The 18,032-nt window shown below is 70.9% G+C and carries 16 protein-coding genes and 2 pseudogenes; 8 read left to right on the plus strand and 10 right to left on the minus strand.

All coding sequences use genetic code 11. The features are described from left to right. The 3 genes from V7793_RS06715 to V7793_RS06725 all read right to left on the minus strand — a co-directional run. A partial coding sequence (locus tag V7793_RS06715; protein ID WP_335581984.1) for a GAF domain-containing protein occupies positions 1-1,576 on the minus strand: 1,576 nt, incomplete at its 3' end. Positions 1,577-1,644: 68 nt separating this feature from the next. Next, positions 1,645-2,517: a 3-hydroxybutyrate dehydrogenase gene (locus V7793_RS06720; RefSeq protein ID WP_443057855.1), complete on the minus strand. Its 873-nt coding sequence runs from the start codon at positions 2,515-2,517 to the stop codon at positions 1,645-1,647. A gap of 195 nt (positions 2,518-2,712) precedes the next feature. Then, entirely contained in the window at positions 2,713-3,390 is a 678-nt protein-coding gene (locus V7793_RS06725; RefSeq protein ID WP_335581986.1) for a macro domain-containing protein, read from the minus strand. A 312-nt stretch (positions 3,391-3,702) separates the two neighbouring features. Between V7793_RS06725 and V7793_RS06730 the strand changes: the two genes are divergently transcribed. The 5 genes and pseudogenes from V7793_RS06730 (at position 3,703) to V7793_RS06750 (ending at position 8,259) form a co-directional block, all read left to right on the plus strand. Continuing rightward, positions 3,703-5,334, plus strand: coding sequence for an ADP-ribosyltransferase domain-containing protein (locus V7793_RS06730; protein WP_335581987.1), 1,632 nt, complete (start codon positions 3,703-3,705; stop codon positions 5,332-5,334). 30 nt (positions 5,335-5,364) lie between these two features. Further along, positions 5,365-5,517 (plus strand): annotated as a pseudogene (locus tag V7793_RS06735) (DUF5959 family protein); the annotation flags it as partial. 153 nt (positions 5,518-5,670) lie between these two features. Then, positions 5,671-6,609 (plus strand): LysR substrate-binding domain-containing protein, encoded by a 939-nt coding sequence (locus V7793_RS06740; RefSeq protein ID WP_335581988.1) that lies wholly within the window; start codon positions 5,671-5,673, stop codon positions 6,607-6,609. Between the two features lie 196 nt (positions 6,610-6,805). Then, positions 6,806-6,988: a 4-oxalocrotonate tautomerase DmpI gene (gene dmpI, locus V7793_RS06745; RefSeq protein WP_058041880.1), complete on the plus strand. Its 183-nt coding sequence runs from the start codon at positions 6,806-6,808 to the stop codon at positions 6,986-6,988. Positions 6,989-7,350: 362 nt separating this feature from the next. Continuing rightward, complete coding sequence (locus V7793_RS06750; RefSeq protein ID WP_335581989.1) at positions 7,351-8,259, plus strand: DMT family transporter; 909 nt, start codon at positions 7,351-7,353, stop codon at positions 8,257-8,259. Between the two features lie 739 nt (positions 8,260-8,998). Here the strand turns inward: V7793_RS06750 and V7793_RS06755 are convergent. The 3 genes and pseudogenes from V7793_RS06755 to V7793_RS06765 all read right to left on the minus strand — a co-directional run. Further along, positions 8,999-9,597: pseudogene (locus tag V7793_RS06755) on the minus strand (phosphotransferase); the annotation flags it as partial. After that, the gene (locus V7793_RS06760; protein WP_335581990.1) at positions 9,594-10,433 is read right to left on the minus strand and encodes an alpha/beta fold hydrolase; all 840 of its coding nucleotides are present in this window, start codon (positions 10,431-10,433) and stop codon (positions 9,594-9,596) included. The pseudogene V7793_RS06755 and the gene V7793_RS06760, both read right to left, overlap by 4 nt. A gap of 131 nt (positions 10,434-10,564) precedes the next feature. Next, entirely contained in the window at positions 10,565-11,329 is a 765-nt protein-coding gene (locus tag V7793_RS06765; RefSeq protein WP_335581991.1) for an alpha/beta fold hydrolase, read from the minus strand. Between the two features lie 160 nt (positions 11,330-11,489). Here V7793_RS06765 and V7793_RS06770 point away from each other — a divergent pair, with 160 nt between their 5' ends. From V7793_RS06770 to V7793_RS06780, 3 genes are all read left to right on the plus strand, one after another. After that, a complete protein-coding gene (locus tag V7793_RS06770) occupies positions 11,490-12,431 on the plus strand; it encodes a LysR family transcriptional regulator (protein ID WP_335581992.1) in 942 nt (313 codons plus the stop codon). A gap of 307 nt (positions 12,432-12,738) precedes the next feature. Further along, positions 12,739-14,250, plus strand: coding sequence for a hypothetical protein (locus V7793_RS06775; protein ID WP_335581993.1), 1,512 nt, complete (start codon positions 12,739-12,741; stop codon positions 14,248-14,250). A 134-nt stretch (positions 14,251-14,384) separates the two neighbouring features. After that, positions 14,385-14,549, plus strand: a complete 165-nt coding sequence (locus V7793_RS06780; protein WP_335581994.1) for a hypothetical protein — start codon at positions 14,385-14,387, stop codon at positions 14,547-14,549. A 132-nt stretch (positions 14,550-14,681) separates the two neighbouring features. Here the strand turns inward: V7793_RS06780 and V7793_RS06785 are convergent, their stop codons facing one another. From V7793_RS06785 to V7793_RS06800, 4 genes are all read right to left on the minus strand, one after another. Beyond that, the gene (locus V7793_RS06785) at positions 14,682-15,860 is read right to left on the minus strand and encodes a winged helix DNA-binding domain-containing protein (protein ID WP_335581995.1); all 1,179 of its coding nucleotides are present in this window, start codon (positions 15,858-15,860) and stop codon (positions 14,682-14,684) included. A gap of 211 nt (positions 15,861-16,071) precedes the next feature. Next, the gene (locus tag V7793_RS06790; protein ID WP_335581996.1) at positions 16,072-16,539 is read right to left on the minus strand and encodes an SRPBCC family protein; all 468 of its coding nucleotides are present in this window, start codon (positions 16,537-16,539) and stop codon (positions 16,072-16,074) included. Then, complete coding sequence (gene sigJ, locus V7793_RS06795) at positions 16,527-17,369, minus strand: RNA polymerase sigma factor SigJ (protein WP_443057857.1); 843 nt, start codon at positions 17,367-17,369, stop codon at positions 16,527-16,529. The genes V7793_RS06790 and sigJ overlap by 13 nt, the downstream gene beginning before the upstream one ends. A 186-nt stretch (positions 17,370-17,555) precedes the next feature. Further along, positions 17,556-18,008 carry a VOC family protein gene (locus tag V7793_RS06800; RefSeq protein WP_335581998.1) on the minus strand — a complete coding sequence of 151 codons (453 nt, stop codon included), beginning with the start codon at positions 18,006-18,008 and terminating at the stop codon, positions 17,556-17,558. Positions 18,009-18,032 lie beyond the last annotated feature (24 nt).

Here is an 18,032-nt window from a genome sequence, read left to right on the forward strand (position 1 = left end):
CCGTGCCTCCGTCCCGGGCCGCGGCCAGGCCGTGCCGGGTCGCCGCCAGGTGGGACGCCGCGGACCACAGGCGTTGCCGGTGGTCCGCGGGCGGGGGCGGGGGTGGCCATGTGATCGTGGCCCCGTCACCGGCGTGTTCTCCATCGTCCGGAGGGCGTTCCGGATTCGCCGGACTCGCCGGGCGGGCTGGGCCCGCCGGAAGCGCCGGGCTCGTCGAGCCCAGCCCACTCGCCTGGCTGAACGCACTCGCCGGATTCAGTTCACTCGGGGCACAGCCTCGCGCGGCACCCGCCGTGCCTTCCACCACCCTCGCCGCCAGGACCAGGTGCGGCGTGTCCAGGTCCGCGCGCAAGCGTGCGGCGCGCGCTCTCAGCAGGCGCAGGTCGCGGCCGGGCGCGTCGAGGAGGTCGTCGAGCAGCTCGCCCCGTACCCGCTGTTCTGCCTCGCCCGCCTGGCGGCTTGCGAGTTGCAGGAGCGAGGTGACCATGGCCGCCCGTTCCAGGGTGCGCTGGTCGACGGGGTCGAGCCCGGCGTGCCCGTGCAGGACCAGGGCTCCGAGGAGTTCACCGCCTGCGGAGACGGCGGCGTACCAGCCGTCCTCGTGGCGTACGGCTACGGCGCGGGAGCGGTCCACGGCGGCCGGGGGACACTGGCCGGCTTCCAGGAAGGTGACCCGCCCGCCCAAGCTCTCCGCGACGGCCGCGGCGACGTCGTCCACGTCGCCGCCGTGCAGGACGAGTGCAGTCAGCCGGTCGTGGACGTCGGAGGCGCGCTCGATGACGGCGCTGCGATCACGGATGATCTCGTTCGCGGCCTCCAGGCCGGCGAGGGCGGAACGGGTCTCGGCCAGCAGGTTCGCCGTATCGATGGCCACGGCGGCGTGTGCGGCGAACGAGGCGAGGAGCGCGGTCTGCCCGGGTTTGAATGCCCGGGCGCGGCGGTCCGCCGCGAAGAGCACTCCGATCACGCGGCTGCCGAGCTTGAGCGGCACGCCGAGGATCGCGACCAGGCCCTCGTCGCGGACCCCCGAGTCGATGGCCCGGGTGTGCTGAAAGCGAGGATCGTCGAAGTAGTCGTCGGTGACGTAGGGGCGGGCGGTCTGGGCGACCAGTCCGCCCAGCCCCTCCCCCATGCCGAGCCGCAGCTGCTGGAAGCGGGCCGAGACCGAGCCGTCGGTGACGCGCATATACGTGTCGCCGGCGGCCTGGTCGTGGAGTGTGAGGTACGCGACGTCCGTGCCCAGCAGGGAGCGGGCCCGCTGCACGATGGCCTGCAGCACCGCGTCGAGGTCGCGCAGGCCGGCCAGGTCGTGGGCGGTCGCGAACAGGGCCGACAGCTCGGCCTCGCGCCGTCGCCGGTCCTCCAGCTCGGCGCGTACGCGCAGGGCGAGGTGCTTGGCCCGGTCGAGGGCGGCGAGCCGCTCCGGCGGTGCCCCGTCAGCGCGGGCGCGCAGTACCGGATGCTCGTACTCCCCGGCGGGCGCGCCGCGGGCGAGCAGCGCGAGGTACGGGGTCTCAGTCTCGGTCTCGGTCTCGGTCTCGGTCTCGGTCTCGGTCTCGGCATGATCGTCGGACATGGGCACAGGCTCAGGCTTACCGCCGCCGGCCGGCGGCGCGCCGGCTGTCGGATGCCCGTGCCCGTCCGTCAGTGGGCGGTCCATCCGCCGTCCATGGTCAAGGTGCTGCCGGTGATGAAGGAGGCGTGCGGTCCGCACAGGTACGCCACCGCCTCGGCGACCTCGCCCGGCTCGATGAGGCGTTTGAGGGCCGAGTCCGCCAGGAGGATCCCCGTGAGGACGCTCTCGACCGGGATGTCGTGGAGAGCTGCCTGGTCGGCGAGCTGCTTCTCGACGAGGGGGGTGCGCACGTAGCCGGGGCTCACACAGTTGGACGTGACTCCGTGTGGCGCCCCTTCGAGGGCGGTGACCTTGGACAGACCTTCAAGGCCGTGCTTGGCGGCGACGTAGGCGGACTTGAAGGCGGAGCCTCGCAGCCCGTGTACGGAGGAGATGTTGACGACGCGGCCCCAGCCCCGCTCGTACATGTGCGGCAGGGCTCCCCTCAGCAGCCGGAAGGGTGCCTCCAGGAGGAGTGTGAGGACTGCGCGGAACTCCTCCGGCGGAAAGTCCTGGATGGGGCGTACGAGCTGGGTGCCGGCGTTGTTGACGAGGATGTCGGCGCCGGCGGCCGCCTCCTCGGCCACGTCGAGGTCGGTGAGGTCGACCAGCACGCTCTCGACGGCGCCGGGCAGGCAGGCCGCCCGTGCGTGGAGGGCGTCCAGGCCGAGGGCGTCCCGGTCCAGGGCACGGACCCGCGCACCGGCGGCGGCCAGCCGCAGCGCGCAGGCGGCTCCGATGCCGCCCGCGGCCCCGGTGACGAGCGCCGTACGCCCACGCAGGTCGAGCGCGGTGGCCACCGGGTGAGGGCGTGGATCCGAAGGTTCGGGAGCGGGTGGGGAGTTCAGCGGGTTCAGGGGGCCCAGGGGGTTCCGCGGGTGCGGGGAGTGGGACGCGGTCATGCCCGCACCCTAGGCGGGAGGGACAGCCGGCCCGATGTGCTGCACCACCACAGTGCCCCTCGGAACCATGGCATTCAAAGACATACGCATCACCCGCGCCGCGCCCGTCGTCAACTGACGTCGGGAACGGCGGGATGCGATGGGAGCAGGTCTCGCCGCGAGGAACCTCGTCAGCGACGGGAGGGAGGAACCTCGTCAGCGACGGGAGGACGAGCGCTTGGGCGGCTCGATGCGTACCCGCTGTTCGGCCGGTGCGTTCTCGATGTCGTCGAGTTGCCCGATGACCGTGCTGCGCAGGTCGTCGTAGTCATCGAAGTAGTAGTCGTTGAACAGCGTGTGGCCCGTCCACATCAGGTTGGCGCACACGCGTGCCGGCACCCGGCCCGTCTGTGCGCCCATGCCGACCAGTGCCACGGACTGGATGCTGCCCGGCTTCTCCTTGTTCTGCCGGTGGATCGCCTGGAATGCGGCGGCGCACGCCAGGGCCACATTCAAGGTCTCACTCACGTTCTCCGAGGACGTTTCCATCGTGGGCGTCGATATCAGGAACTTCGGATTGACGGCCCCGGACGGCACACACACCGCAGCGCCTACCGGGAGGCTTCCCGCGAACTGGTTGCGGATCGCCCGCTGCACACGGAGTTGGATTCCGGCTCCGAGGTGCCGCTTGATGGCCGCGTCGACCCCGCCGTCCATGCGGCCCCGGGAATTGGTCGGGGTGACCCAGGCATCGACGTCCTCATCGAGGATCGAGCCTTTGCGGATCTCGATCCCGGAGGTGTCGGCGAACGCCGCCCGCCATGCCTCCACCACCTTGGTGTTGATGTCGGTCAGCACCACCCTGAGCGGGGACTGCATGCGGTTCACGGTCATAGTGCACTCCAATCGGCAACCGGTCCTTCGACCACTCACGAAGCTACCTTGCCCCACTGACAACGCCGGTGACGGCAGTCGTTCGTGACCTGTCGTCACGATTGCGGGCACACTGCGCCGGTGCTAGCCTGCCGCCAGATTTCCGCAGGTCAGCCCTGACCTCCGACGCTCCGACGAGAGCCCACCGGCCGCACGCACGGCGCTTGGGGCTCCTGCCCCCTCTTGTCGCATTCAGTACTTTTGCGCGGAAGTCGCCCGCCTCACCAACCATGTCCCCATCAGCACGGTTCGATAATTCGGAGTTTCTCCACCATGAGTGATGCCAACACCCCGGCCCAGCCCGACCCGAATGACCCTCTGGCCCTCGCCGAACTGTTCAAAGGCGGCGGCGAACCGTGGCTTCCGCTCCTCAAACCGGTTATCGAAGGGCAGCCGGATGCAGCCAGGTTCATCGGTCCCAGCCGGGGCCCGGAAGTCGTCCCCGTACGCGAACTGACCTTCCAGGCGCTCAAGCCCAATCCACCGCACAAGTGGAAGGTCGTCATATTCGGGCAGAACCCGTATCCGCGACCCGAAAGCGCCACCGGCATCGCCATGTTCGACAACACCTTCCACGACTGGAAGGACAGCCAGTTCGGCAGGGTCGTCAGCATCCGCTGCATCATCAAGGCAGCGGCGATGTGGAAGTACGGGATTCCCAAGAAGACGCCCATCGCCGACATTCGTGCGCTGCTGAAGAAGCAGGACACCGTCCAGCCGCCGGAATGGTTCCAGGCGATGCTCACGCAGGGCGTGCTCCTGCTGAACGCGGCGCTCACCGCCAGCAGTGAGGGGGCACGGGGAGCCGACCCGCACACCGCGTTCTGGCGCCCGGTCGCCGAGCGGATCGTCGAGGAGATCCTCAAGGCGAAGCAGAACGCCGACGAGGAGGACCGTGGTGTCGTCTTCGCATGGTGGGGCGCTCACGCGCGCAATCTGAAGAAGATCGTCCTCCGGCTCCAGGAGAAGTACCCCGAGGTCGAAGTCCGGCACATCGACCACCCCAACCCCGCGGCGCAGGGCGACATCTTCTGCGACGGCGACCATTTCGACATGGTGAACGATGCCCTCGCATCGTTCGGCGCCGACCAGATCGACTGGCTGCCGAGCAAGGGCTGGAACAAACTCACGGAGAGTGCCGGCGGGACCGGCGGAACGGACAACGACGTCGCCGAACGGATGGGCGCGTTCATCACGTCCACCATGGAACAGCACCAGCTCTACCTCGAACGACTCGCCAGCGTCAAGGACGAGGGCCTCGCCCTCCCCGCGATCACCGGCGTCTTCGACACCCCGCTCATGGAGTTCCGCGACGCCGTCGCCCCCGTCGCCAAGCTGCTGTCCGGTCTCGACTGGCACGTCGACCTGTCGCACGAATTCGGCAAGAGCCGGGCGGAGGTAGCGGCCGGCAACGGCAGCCTGTCCGCGGACGCGATTGCCGCCCTCTACCTCTACACCTGCGAATCCGCGTTCTACCGGGAGATCAACAAGGTCCTGCGCTCCCCGGACCGGGCCAGAATCGTCCCGTACCTCCCTTACCTGCGGCTGCTGTTCTCGGCGGTGTCGCAGCTTCCCGCCCGCACCGAGCCGCTGTGGCGCGGCGTCTCGCTGGACCTGCGCGCGCAGTACCCGCTCGGCCGGACCGTGACCTGGTGGGGTGTGTCCTCGTGCACGCCCAAGCTCAGCGTGGCACGGCAATTCCTCGGCAGCCGCGGCAAGCGGACGCTCTTCGAGGTGGTACCCGCCCGGGCCGTGGGCATCAGCAAGTTCTCCGCCTTCACCGGCGAGGAGGAATTCATCCTCTCGCCGGGCACACAGCTCAAGGTGACGGAGGTAAAGACCGAGCGCGGCGGTCTGTGCACCGTGAAACTGACCGAATTGGAGGAGCAGTCCCTGGTGTCCTGAGCGGGGCCGAGAGTAGGCCGCTCGGCCTGCCTCCGGTTCGTCGCAGACGACCCGTACGTCGTCGAGGTGTACGACGGGGCCAGTACCGGAATCGGTGTCGCCGTGCCGCTCGACATGCGCGAGGGATGGCTGTCCGAAGCCAGGGAGCGCCTCGCAGCGGTCCGGGCCGTACTCGGCGCGTGAACGAGCGCTGCCGCACGCTCCGCCGTGGTGACGCTGCTCTGCTGACCGCTTGCCGGGGGGGGACAGCAGCGGGGGCGTCTCTCCGTGACGTGCCGGTGCGGCAGGATCGGGCGATGCGTTGAGCCTGGGAAAGGCACGGGGAAAGGGGAGCCGGTGGAGCTGCGGCAGTTGCGTTACTTCGTCACCGTGGCGGAGGAGCTGCATTTCGGGCGGGCGGCGGAGCGGCTGGTGATCGGGCAGCCGGCCGTCAGTCAGCAGATCCGGCGGCTGGAACGCGAGCTGAAGATCGAGCTCTTCGACCGGACGCCCCGGCTCGTCCGCCTCACCGCGGCCGGGCAGGCCTTCCTCCCTGCCGCGCGCGCCGTCCTCGCGGCAGAGGACTCCGCCCGGGCCGTGGCCGCGGAGCTGACCAGCGGCAGCCGGGGCATCTTCCGGCTCGGCACCATCACCGGGCTGGGCGAGCGGCTCGACCGCGTGCTGGAGGCCTTCGGGGAGCATGCGCCGGACGTCCGGGTGGAGTTGACTGCGCTGCCCGTACGGGAGCGGCTCGCGCGGCTCGCCGACGGCCGTCTGGATGCCGTCTTCGTACGTGGCGGTGCGCCGGTCTTCGACAGTGCGTCGACTCAGGGTGGTGACGAGCTGCGGCGCCGCCTGCTCTGGGACGACGAGCTGGTGGCGGCAGTGCCCGCCCGGCATCCCCTCGCCGAGCAGCCGGCAGTCACTCTCGCCGAGCTCGCGGCGCTGCCGCTGCGCCTGACCGAGCGGCGTCATCACCCCGCGCTGGTCGACCTCGTCCTCGACGGCTGCCGGAAGGCGGGCTTCGAGCCCACTCCGGGGCCCGTATTCAGCAGTCTTCAGGACACCCTGGCGGCGATCGGCTCGGGCACGCCGATGTGGACGGTGGTCTACGCCGGCAACGCCCAGCTGATGCGGCTGCCGCGTGTGGCCTTCGTCCCCTTCTCCGAGCCCGGGCTGCGGCTGCCCGTCGAGCTGGTGGTCCGGGGCGGCGCCTCCTCCCGGCTGGTCGGCTTGCTTCAGGATGCCGTGGCGGACCGTATCCGGCCGCCGGACGGGGCGCCTCTCGCTACCTGATCAGTGGTCCGCGCCGTCGGCGATCAGTCATCGGTGGCCAGTGGCTGCTGGCCAGTGATCAGTAATCGTGATCGCTGCGAGAGTCATTCGGGTCTGGGTGGGCAACTGCCCCACGCGGTGAACTGTTTCCAGCGACGGAACGCACCGCACCGGAACGGCCGGTGAGGCACTCCCGTCAAGAAGCAAGGAGCGCATCATGCCCATCGTCACCATCCAGCAGGGTCCCCGTGACATCGAGCTCAAGCGTGATCTGGTGGCTCGCGTCACCGACGCGTTCGTGGATGCCCTGCACATTCCTGCCGAGGCCGTGCAGGTATGGATTCACGAGGTTCCGGCCGACAGCTGGGGCGTGGCGGGCAAGCTGACCGCCGACAAGTAGACCGCTCTCCCTCCGAGCGGGGCCGTGCCTGTCCCGAAACCACGTGTCCGGGGGTCACGTGGTCTCGGGACGGGGCTGCCCCACCGGCGGGAAGCCGGGCGCCCACCCGACCGCCTACCCGACCGGCCGCCGCCCGGCCCGAGGCGCCTGCCTCGCGATGCAGCGGGCCGAGGTCAGCCACCAGGCATGATCCGGCCCCGCCAGGCTCCCGTTGCCCCGGCCCGCCCTGCAGGAAAGCTCCCCCAGCAGCCGACCTGTCCTGCGCGCCGCTTCCCCCGGTCCGCCCGCCCATGTGATCGTCTTTCCCACGTGACGGCCGGTGAGGTCACGCCCGGGGTACGGACGAACGACGGGAGGACTGCATGTCAGCCACCCTGCTCTCCGCGGCCTTCGCCCTGCTGGCGGCCGCGGCCAACGCGACGGGTACGGTGCTCCAGCGCATCGGCGCACGCACCGTGCCTCACGGGGACGCGTTCAGTGTGCGCCTCATCCGGCATCTGCTGCACAACCCGGCATGGCTCGGCGGGGTCGCGGTGATCGTGGGCGCTGCGGCGTGCCAGGCGCTGGCCCTGAACCTCGGGTCGCTGTCGCTCGTCCAGCCCATCCTCGTGACGGAACTGCCCTTCACCCTCGTCATCGCCTGCGCGTTCTCCCACCGCCGCCTTTCCGCGACCGGCTGGGCCGCGGCCCTCATGGTGGCCTTCGGGCTTGGGCTGGCGCTGGTCGCCGCCGCACCCTCCGGGGGGCACGAGGAGGTTTCCGCCTGGGTGTGGGTCCTCACCCTGGTCTCCACCCTGGGCGCCATGGCCCTCTGCGTCATGGCCGCCCTCACCAGGCCCCGCGGTATGAGCAGGGCGGCATTGTTCAGCTCCGCTTCGGCGATCAGCTACGCCTTGACGGCGACCCTGATGACCACCGCCACCGACGTCTTCGAACGACAGGGCGCCGGAGCGTTTCTCACCTGCTGGCAGACGTACGGCTTCTTCGCTGCCGGCGGTCTGGCGCTCTTCCTCCTGGCCAACGCCATGGAGTCGGGGCCGCTGGTGGCCTCTCAGCCGGCCCTCACCCTCGGCGAGGCGCTGGTCAGCCTGGCGTTGGGCGGCTTGGTGTACGGCGAGCGCGTACGGACCGGCTGGTGGCTTGTCCCGGAAGCGGTGGGCGCGGTGCTGGTCACGTGGGGCATCCTGCTCCTCCCCAGGGTCGAGACGGAGGTCGATGAGTCGTCCGAGCCGTCCGAGTCGTCCGAGCCATCTGAATCATCCGAGTCATAGGCCACGTGACTTGCTCGTCGGCACCCACCCGTCCGCCACGGGGATTTACCGACCCCTCCAGTGAGCCATTGCCATTGCTGAACCTTCGGGCTCCATCGCCCCACAGCCGGAGTCGGTGAGCTACGCGTGTCCGCCGTACGCGCTCCAAGGCGCTCCAGGACCCTGCAGTCCGCCGACCTCGTACGGACATCACCGGGATCCCATCGGGTAAACGGAAGACAGACAGCCCGAAGGAGGAGCCATGGCGGGGTTGCTGACACGCATCAAGCAGTTCGCCCGCAGCCCACAGGGACAGCGGACCATTGCGTCGGCCCGGCGCGCTGCAGCCGACCCGCGCAAACGCGACCAAGCCCGCAAGCTGCTCGGGCGGCTACGCGGACGCCGGTAGCCGTTGGAGGACGGCCGGCCGACTGGACGTGTCCGACCGGAAAGGACGTCGTTGACCCGGTCACCAGGCCGCAATGATGAGCGGCCCATATGACAGGAGTGCAGCGATGATCTTGCCCCATGTCGGTCAGCTCTTGGGCTTGGCGGTGACCGGGCTCCACGCCTTCCTCGGAGCCTTGATCAACCCTGTGACCGGCCTGCTCTGAGAGCAGCGCGCTTTCTCTGGGAGCAGTGCACTTTTCCCATGGCGTCGGGCCGAGGAAGCCTTGCGGTCTCCCTCGGCCCACGCCGCCCGGCCCACGCCGCCCGGCGAGGGCTTGCTGCAGGGCGAACGTGCCGCGGATCGCGACGACAGGACGTTCTCCCCGCCGAGGTCGCCGTGCACCATTGCGTCGGTGATGTGGGGAAGGGTGTCGAGTGCCGCGAGTTCCCGCTCGGCTCGCCGTCGTCCGGTGCCGGACTTGAGGGGGAGCAGCTCTGCGCGCACGTCCGCCGCGAACTGCCGCCACCGGTCTTCGGGGACCGGGGCAGAGCCGCTCGTACCGTCCCGTCGGCGCCGGCCCGGGCCAGTCCGGCCAGCAGTGAGGCGTACTGGGCCTCCACGGCATCGGCCACGACGGGATCGTCGAGCGCCCCGGCCTCCAGAGGCGCCCCTGGGATACGGCTCAGAAGCAGGAACGGCGTCCCGTCCCCGTCATGGTCTCCTCCGCCCCCGGAGGTGGCCAACACCTCAGGCGTGCGGAAGCCGAGATCGAGCCCGGCGAGCGTGCTCAGGACGGCTGCCCGCTCCGGCAGTCCGGCGGCCGCCGCCTCCGCACGGGGCAGGCATACGACGCGGTCGGCGTCGATGACCACGTGATGGAACTGGCCGCGGCGGACGGCCAGATCGCCCGGTTCGTCGTCCGGCAGCAGCCGGTTCAGCAGCGCCCGGTGCGTTTCCCATGACTTCACATCATCAGACTCTGCACGAGGTCGAGGTGTTCGGCGACCTTGGCCGTGAGAAGGTCCGGGTTCTCGGCCGGGAGGCCGTGTCCGCCCGGCACGCGCAGAACCCGGGCGTGAGGGATCCCATCGGCCAATTCGTGCTGGTGGTGCGGGTACACGATGCGGTCGTCCGCGCTGGAGATGATCAGCGTCGGGGCGGTGACGTCCGGGAGCAGGCCGGTGATGTCGATCCCCATGTCGGCTTCGGACTGCCGGGCGACGCCGTCCCGGTCGGCGTCCAGCATGTCGGTCAATGCGGCAGCCGCCTGTGCGAACGTCGTCCGGTCCCAGGCGCGAAGGGTGTCCTTGCCCATGGCGGTGAGCAGGAGCATCCGGGCGAGCGCGGCGGGGTCGGTGCGTACGAGCCGACTCCACAGTTCGAACTGGCACGCCATCCGGGCGTCGGTCCGGACCCATCCGGCGTGGGCGGTCAGGGAGTCGACCATGCCGGGGTGCAGGCCTGCGGTGGCCGTGGCCACGACGGCGCCGAGGGAGTGCCCGACCAGGTGGAAGTGTTCGAGGCCGGCGTCCTGGGCCGCCGTCACGACGTGGGTGACCATGTCATGGAGGGTGATCGGCCCGCCGGGGTCGCGGGTGCCGCCGGAGCCCGGCAGGTCCGGGGCCACGATGGTGTAGCGGTCGCTGAGGGCCTCGATGAGCGGCCCCCAGTTGCTCTGCGCGGTGGCACCGGTGCCGTGGACCAGGACCAGGCCCGGGCCCTTTCCGGTGACGAGGTAGTGGGCCTTGCTGATGCCGCCGGAGACGGCGACGTCGACATCGGCATCGACATCGGCTACGGGCATGGTGCTTCTCTTCCGGAGAGTTCGGGCCGGGTGCTTGGACAGGGCGGGCGGGGGCGGCGGTCGAGGGCTGTCCAGAGCCGTTGAGGGTTGTTCAGAGCTATTGAGGGCTGTCCAGAGCTATTGAGGGTTGTTCAGCGCAATGCCTCACGAAGCGCCCGGTTGAAGCGTTCGGCCTGGTCCTGCTGCGGCATGTGGCCGGCGCCTTCGATGACGGTCAGCCGCGCGCCGGGGATCAGACCGGCGCACTCCTGGGGAACGGACAGCGGGACTTCGGTGTCCAGTTGACCGTGCAGGAAGTGGGTGGGGACCTGCACGCGGCCCAGCCGGTGGCGCGGGTCGTAGTCCGCCTGGTCGACGACGAGCCGGTCGATGAGGAACGTGGAGTCCAGCACCTGCCGGACCGTCCAGTCGATCAGGGCTGGGCTGACTCCCGGGCGGTACCAGTGCGGGACGAAGTCGGCCAGGGTGCCCGCCCTGTCGGCGCGCAGGTCCGCCAGCAGCTTCTCCATCGCCTCCTGCATCCCGCAGAAGTGGTGGATGCCCGCGTCCACCGGGACGATCGCGCCGATCCGCTCCGGGGCGGCAAGCGCGGCCTCGATGGTGAACGCCCCTGCGATCGACGATCCGATCAGCACCGGACGTTCGAGTTCCAGGGCGTCGGCGAACCCCAGGATGTCGTGGGTGATGTCGGCGATGGTGTAGCCGGTGGCAGGCCGGTCCGATCTGCCGCAGCCCCGCCAGTCGAGGGTGATCACGCGGTGGTCGGTCATCAGGTCGGCCGCCTGGGCGTCCCACACCCGGCCGCTGGTACCCCAGCCGTGCAGGAACACCAAGGGCCGGCCGGAACCGAAGTCCTGGTAGTGGAGCGTGGTGCCGTTGACGGTCGCGTGGGCCATTGTCGTATTCCTTTCCCCTGCCCCTTGGGCTTCCTGGGCTCCCTGGGATTCCTGGGCCCCCGGAGCGATTCCAGCGGACAGGCCGGTGACGACCAATGAGCAGTCCGCTCCTAGACTGATCAAGGACCATGATCAATAAGAGCGTCAGCAGGGGGGCGGCGTGGAACTGCGGCAGGTGCGCTACTTCGTGGCGGTGGCCGAGGAACTGCACTTCGGGCGGGCCGCCGAGCGGCTGCACATCGTTCAGCCGACCGTCAGCCAGCAGATCCAGCGACTCGAACGTGAGCTCGACCTGAAGCTGTTCGACCGCACGACCCGCGCCGTGACGCTGACCGCCGCCGGGCACACGTTCCTGGCGCACGCCCACGCCCTCCTCCAGGCCGAGCGTTCGGCGAACGAGGCCATGGCCGCCTTCCGTGCCGAGCAGGACTCGACCCTGCGCGTCGGCACCAGCACCGGACTCGGCCTCCGCCTGGACGCCGTGCTGACCGCCCTCACCGAACGGGCCCCGCAGCTGCTGGTCGAGCTGGTCAGTGCGCCCCAGGCGGCCAGGCTCCAGCAAGTCCGCGACGGCGAACTGGACGCCGCGTTCGTCCGGGGTGCAGACCTCGAACCCCGCACGGACGGTGCAGACCACAGCCCGGGCCTGGAGCTTCTCCCCCTCTGGTGCGACACCCTCGTCGCCGCGCTGCCCGCCGGACACTCTCTGGCCGCGCAGCCGAACGTAGCCCTCTCCGACCTGGCCGGCCTGCCCCTACGGATCACGCCGCGCGACACCAACCCCCTCCTGGTCGACACGGTCATCAACGCCTGCCGCACAACCGGCTTCGAACCGGTCATGGGCGCTGCGTTCACTACCGACCAGGACACCCTGGCCGCGATAGCCACCGGCAGGCCGAGCTGGACCGTCTACTACGCCTCACAAGCCGAAATCCAGCCGGCTCCCCGCATCTCCTTCCGCCCCTTCGCCACCCCTGCACCCGCCGTCCGGACGTACCTGGCGGTGCGCCCCGACCCGCCTTCCCGCCGGCTCGCCGCCCTCCTGGACGCTTGCAGCAGCCTGCCGCCAGCTACAGCCGGCGCCCAGGCGACGCCCCCGTAGGCATGGCACCACGGTGCGGCCGTTACACAGGGAACTTACTGTGAAAGCCAACCGTGACCACTCGGGGAGGTGAGGAGGGCGTGGCATGCCGGACCGGTCGGGCCCGGGGTACCGGCTGATCAGCTTGCCCTGGAACAGGTTGCCCTGGGTCAGCTCGTCCTGGAACAGCTTGTCCCGAACCGGCCGCCCGGTCGCGGACGACCACACTCCCCCAACAGGGCCCACCGCCCGACCCGGGGCCGGCCCGGCCCGTACTCGCACCCGCCGCGCAACAGGAGTCCGGCGGTGGCGCGGGAGCGTGCCGCTGGTGTGGGTGGCTGTGGTCTTCGGTGTGGTGCAACTGCTGGTGGTGCCGTTGCGGCTGCCGCTGGGCTGGGACGAGGCCGTATACGTGAGTCAGGTGAGCCCGCGGGTGCCGGCCGCGTATTTCAGCGCGCCGCGGGCCCGGGGCATCAGCTGGCTGGCCGCGCCTGCGGTGCTGCTCAGCGCATCGGTGGTGGTGTTGCGGGCCTGGATGGTGGCGCTGGCCACGGCCGGCCTGGTGGCAGCGTTCTGGCCATGGCGCCGCCTGGTCGGTGAGGTCGTGACAGCGGTGGCCGCGGCAGCGTTCGCCGGCCTGTGGGTCGTGCAGTTCTACGCGGGCGAGGTCATGCCGAACCTGTACGTGGCCTACGGGGCGACGGCCGCCACAGGGTGGTTCCTGCGGGCTGCCGCTGCCGCTGCCGCCACCACTACTGGTGCCGTCAGGCCGGCGTGGCGCGGCGCCTGGGCGTGGGTGGCGGCGAGCGTGGCGTTCACCGCGCTGATGCGCCCACCCGACGCGGCCTTCCTCGCGCTCGCGCTGCTCACAGCGGTGGCAATGGTGCCCTCGTGGCGCCGGTGGCGCCCGGCGGCCGCCGTGGTGGGCGGGCTCGCGGCCGGGCTGGTGCCGTGGCTCGCCGAGGCGTACACCGACTTCGGCGGTCCGGTAGCCCGGCTGCGGGACGGCAGCGGCGTCCAGGGCGGCATGGGGTGGACCAACACCCTAGGCATGCACCTGCGCGCCCTCAACGGGCCGCTGCTGTGCCGCCCGTGCCACATCCCCTGGGACTATCCGCTGCTGTCGCTGTGGTGGCTCGCCACGCCCGTCGTGGCCGTCGCGTCCCTGATCCTGGCCCTGGCCCTGACCATGAGGGTCAGGCACCGGCACGGCGGCCGAACCGCCGCCGCCGTCCGGCGCGGCACGCCAGGGGTGGCTGTGATAGCGCTGCCCCTGGCCTGCGCGGCGGCGATGTCATTGCAGTACCTCTTCCTCCTCGACTACGCGGCCCCCCGCTTCCTCATCCCCGCCTACGCCCAACTCACCATTCCCGTCGCCGCCTTCGCCGTGACCCTGTTGCGTGGCGCCCGGCGGCGATGGCGGCCGGTCGTGGCCGTGGTGCTGGGCACCGCCTTCGCCCTGCACCTGACCTCCCAATACCTCGTACTCCAACGGAGAGTCGGCGATCAAGTGCGCCTCCGCGCCGACACTCTGCAGGCCGCCGAACGCCTCCACCGCGCCGGTCTGAGCCGGCCGTGCACCTTGGTCGGTCCCGAGGTCGTCTCCGTCGCCTTCCACGCGGGCTGCTCGTCCGAAGCGCTGACCGGCAACAACACGTCCACCACGGTCGGCGAACTGCTGCAGCGGGCCCGGTCGGAACCAGTGGCTACCGCCGCTCGCGTCCCGGGGGCGCCGGGGTTCGCACGCGGCTGGACGCCGTGCGTCCTACGGATGCCGGACGGGGCCGACTGGTACCTCTACCTGGCCCCGTCGCCCCGTGTGACGGGCCGCTGCGGCTGACCGGTCTCTGTGGCGCATCCGCGCAGGCAGCGGCCGGTCACCGCGTCGAGCTGTAACGGACGGGCAGACGGGACAGGCCGCGGATCAGGCCGGGGCGCCAGGAGGCCGCCCTCGGCCGCGTCGTCCCCGCCTCCGTGACCGTCGCCCCGCAAGCCTGGCGGCGCCACCTCCGCCTCCTCCTGGACGGCCTGCGCGCCCCCGCCGCTCAGGCCGCCACCGCCCTCCCTGTACCGCCGCTCACCCCTGACCAACTGTCGGGCGCGCTCCGCGCACTGGCCGGCCACGACGACGTCGGCTGAACGCCCGGGACGCGCCGCCCGCCTTCCCTCCCCCGCGAGGCAGGCACCGACCCTCGGCAGCCGTCTCTGCGCCGATGAACCTGCGATTCCGGCGCCCTGGGCTATCGCCAACCGTGCCTCATGGGCGGCAGGTCAGCTCGCGAGCCGGCGTTCGAGAGGGGTGCGGTAGCAGGGGGTGACCCGGGTGCCGTTCAGGAAGGCGGTCAGGCGCCGGATCTCAGCCGTGATGAGCGCGCGGGTACGGCGGCCGGGGTCGGAGTCGGTGAGGAGGTGGTGGTTGATGCGGCCGTCCGGATGCTGGGCCCAGGCGCCGATGATGCGGCCGTCGGCCCAGATCGTGGGGCCGATGTTGCCGTTGCGGTCGAACAGGGCCGCCGTGTGGGCCGGGTCGAGGTACCAGTCGCGGTGGCGCCAGCCCATCGGGGTGGGGTCCAGGCCGGGCAGCAGCGCCACCCACGGTTCCGGCTCGCCCTCGGCCAGGGGCTCGTTGTCCTCGGGGAGGAGGTAACCGGTGCCTTCGTCGAGTTCGACGGCTTCGGCGCCGGTGGCAGCGATGGCCTTGCGCGTGTCGGTCAGGGTCCACCCCGTCCACCACTTCAGATCGGCCGCCGTGACCGGCCCGAACGCGGCGAGGTAGTGACGGGCGAGCGCGGCCCTGGCTTCGGGGGCCGGCACGGCGGGGAACGGTTCGGCCGGAGCCCAGCGGAACTGGGCCGAGGTCCACGAGCCCGCGGGTCGGGTGCGGTGGATGCGGCCTTCGGCGGCCAGGGCCCCCAGGATGGGGGCCGTGACACGCTGGCGGGTCTCGTACGACTTTCCGGGGTTGACGGCGTAGTACTCGCGCAGGTCGGGGATGTCGGCGGCCAGCTCGGCGGCGGTGGCCCCGCCGCGGGCGGTCAGGGCGCCGAGGGTGGCTTTCTCCACGGCGGCGTAGCGGGCGGGGGTCCAGCCGAGGGTGGTGCGCAGGTGCTCCACGGCGTCGCCGCGGTTGCGGTGGGCGTCCTTGGTGGTGGCGGCGTGGAGGACGGGCGCGAGGTGCCGGGGAGTGACGAACATCGTGCGGCGCATGCACCGGATGCGCGCGAGCGGAGGCGTGGCGTCGTAGAGGGCATGGTCGACGGCCGCGGCGGTGGGGGTGTGCATGCGGGCGGCGGCGGAGAGGAAGACGGTGGCCGGGTCGGTGGCGTGCAGGCCTATGAGGGCCCCGGCGACCTCCTGCGGTGCGGCGGCCCGGCGGGCGGGGGCGAGCAGGTGCTGTCCGGCGAGCCGGGCACGGCGTTCGGCAGCGGTGATACGGCGCAGAGCGGTCATCGTGCGGGGGCCTTCATCGGGATCTCTCCTCGGGGCAGCTTTCAGTACATAAGTACTGTAACCAGGGGACCGAGCATACGCAATACGGACACATCCCTACATTCGACACAACCTCCCATCTCACCCGCGCCAGCCAACGGGCGCCTCACCCCCCGACCACCCCATCCCCACCCAGGCAAGCCCGTCTACGTTACAGATGTACCGTAAGCCGTCACCCCCGGTGCCCACTGGCGCGGCCGGCCAGCGCAGCATCGGCAGCGGCGAGGATGTTCCCGAACGTGCGGGTGATGATCGGCCGCGCGAGGCGCCGCGTGAGGAAGGCGCCGATCAGCGGGACGGGGATCTCGGCGCGCGTGGTCCAGCGGACGTGGGTGCCGCCGCCGTCGGTCTCGGTGAACGTCATGCGGCCGAGTTCGTGCCGGGACGGCGGCAGGCTCCGCTCCACGACGTACTCGGTGGCGTACGGCGCGTCGTAGTGCGTGATGCGCTCGCGGAACCAGCCGATCAGCCACAGGTGACTGCGCACCGCGCCGACGCCGTACGGCGCGTTCCCGCCGCGCCGGGTCAGGCGGCAGCGCAGCACCAGGGGCGAGGACGTGTAGTTCGTGGTCGTCGTGAGCCAGGCGAAGACGGCGTCGATCGGGGCGTCGATGGTGCGCTCGACGATCATGGTTTCCATGGCTGGCGTTCTCCCCTGTTGAGTGGGTGCACGGCATCGGTGCGGTGCATCTTGTCCGGGTTGCGCATGACGTAGAGGCCGGTGATCCGTCCGTCGTGGATCTCGAAGGCGAGCAGCCAGTCCAGTTCACCGTCGGTGAGCGAGCGCGCCGCGGGCATGCCGTTGTAGGCGGCCTGCTCGATGCGGGTCGTCGCGGTGACGCTGGTGCGGGCCACACCGAGGACGTACCGGGCGACCTCGGCGCGGCCGGTGATCGGGTGGCGGGCGGCGGACACCTTCCCGCCGCCGTCGGAGACCTGCACGACGTCGGGCGCCAGCAGGTCCATCAGCGCCTGGACTTCGCCGGTCGTCGTCGCGAGCAGGAACCGCTGGACGATCTCCCGGGTGGCTTCGGAGTCGGGCTCGAAGCGGCGGCGCCGGGCGTGTACGTGCCGGCGTGCGCGGTGGGCGATCTGCCGGACGGTGACCTCGGTCTTCCCGATCGAGGCGGCGATCTCGCCGTGGGTGTAGCCGAACACGTCGTGCAGCACGAACACCGCGCGCTCGGCCGGGTTCAGCGTCTCCAGGACGAGCATCATCGCCATCGACACCGACTCGTTGAGGATCACGTCCTCGCTCACCTCGGGTGCGGTGCGGATCGGCTCGGGCAGCCACGTGCCGACGTACTCCTCGCGCCGCGCCTTGACCGAGCGCAGGTGGTTGAGGGACTGCCGGGTCACCACGCGGACCAGGTAGGCGCGGGGGTGCTCGACCGCGGCCGGGTCGACTGTGCTCCACCGCAGGTAGCTCTCCTGCAGCACGTCCTCGGCGTCGGTGGCGCTGCCCAGCATCTCGTAGGCGATGGTGAACAGCAGCGGGCGGTGCTCGGTGAATGCGTCCACGACGAACCGGCTCCTTTCCTTCGGGCACCCATCGAGACACACCGCACCGGAAAAGCGTGACAGCCCCTGACTGTGAATCACTTCACAGTCAGGGACTGTCACGCTCTGGGGCACAGAAGGTTCGCCGGCACGGCCCTACGCCGCGCAGAACTCATTGCCCTCCGGGTCCTGCATCACCCACCAGTGCCCGGCCGGGCCCCGGTTCACCTCGCGGATGCGGGTCGCCCCCAGCCCTTCCAGCCGGGTCACCAGTTCATCGAGGCCGCCGGGCTCGCTGTGCACGTCGACGTGCAGGCGGTTCTTGCCGGACTTGCCCTCGGGTACGTCCTGGAAGAGCAGGCGCCGGCCGCGGCCGACGCCGCTGGTCTCGTCGAACGGGTCCTCGGGGTGGCGGATCGCGGCGTACCCGCGGAAGGTCTTGCGGCCACGGTGCTCCTGGACCGCCTCCTCGCCGATGTGACCGGCGGCCAGCAGCTGCTCGACGAGCCTGCTGGGGTCTTCCACCTCGTACTCCAGGGCCGCGGCCCAGAAGTCGGCGAGGGCGGGTGCGTTCGTGCTGTCGATGACCAGCTTCCAGTTCAATGCCATGCCGCCAGTATAGCCGCCGTAACC

The organism is Streptomyces sp. KLMMK, from assembly GCF_036961605.1.
GTDB classification, from domain to species: Bacteria; Actinomycetota; Actinomycetes; order Streptomycetales; family Streptomycetaceae; genus Streptomyces; species Streptomyces telluris.

Excerpts from the sequence above, each read along its gene's own strand:
- V7793_RS06720 (WP_443057855.1), bottom strand. The coding sequence starts at position 2,517 with ATGACCGCGTCCCACTCCCCGCACCCGCGGAACCCCCTGGGCCCCCTG.
- V7793_RS06725 (WP_335581986.1), bottom strand. The coding sequence starts at position 3,390 with ATGACCGTGAACCGCATGCAGTCCCCGCTCAGGGTGGTGCTGACCGAC.
- V7793_RS06730 (WP_335581987.1), top strand. The coding sequence starts at position 3,703 with ATGAGTGATGCCAACACCCCGGCCCAGCCCGACCCGAATGACCCTCTG.
- dmpI (WP_058041880.1), top strand. The coding sequence starts at position 6,806 with ATGCCCATCGTCACCATCCAGCAGGGTCCCCGTGACATCGAGCTCAAG.
- V7793_RS06750 (WP_335581989.1), top strand. The coding sequence starts at position 7,351 with ATGTCAGCCACCCTGCTCTCCGCGGCCTTCGCCCTGCTGGCGGCCGCG.
- V7793_RS06760 (WP_335581990.1), bottom strand. The coding sequence starts at position 10,433 with ATGCCCGTAGCCGATGTCGATGCCGATGTCGACGTCGCCGTCTCCGGC.
- V7793_RS06765 (WP_335581991.1), bottom strand. The coding sequence starts at position 11,329 with ATGGCCCACGCGACCGTCAACGGCACCACGCTCCACTACCAGGACTTC.
- V7793_RS06785 (WP_335581995.1), bottom strand. The coding sequence starts at position 15,860 with ATGACCGCTCTGCGCCGTATCACCGCTGCCGAACGCCGTGCCCGGCTC.
- V7793_RS06790 (WP_335581996.1), bottom strand. The coding sequence starts at position 16,539 with ATGGAAACCATGATCGTCGAGCGCACCATCGACGCCCCGATCGACGCC.
- sigJ (WP_443057857.1), bottom strand. The coding sequence starts at position 17,369 with ATGCTGGGCAGCGCCACCGACGCCGAGGACGTGCTGCAGGAGAGCTAC.
- V7793_RS06800 (WP_335581998.1), bottom strand. The coding sequence starts at position 18,008 with ATGGCATTGAACTGGAAGCTGGTCATCGACAGCACGAACGCACCCGCC.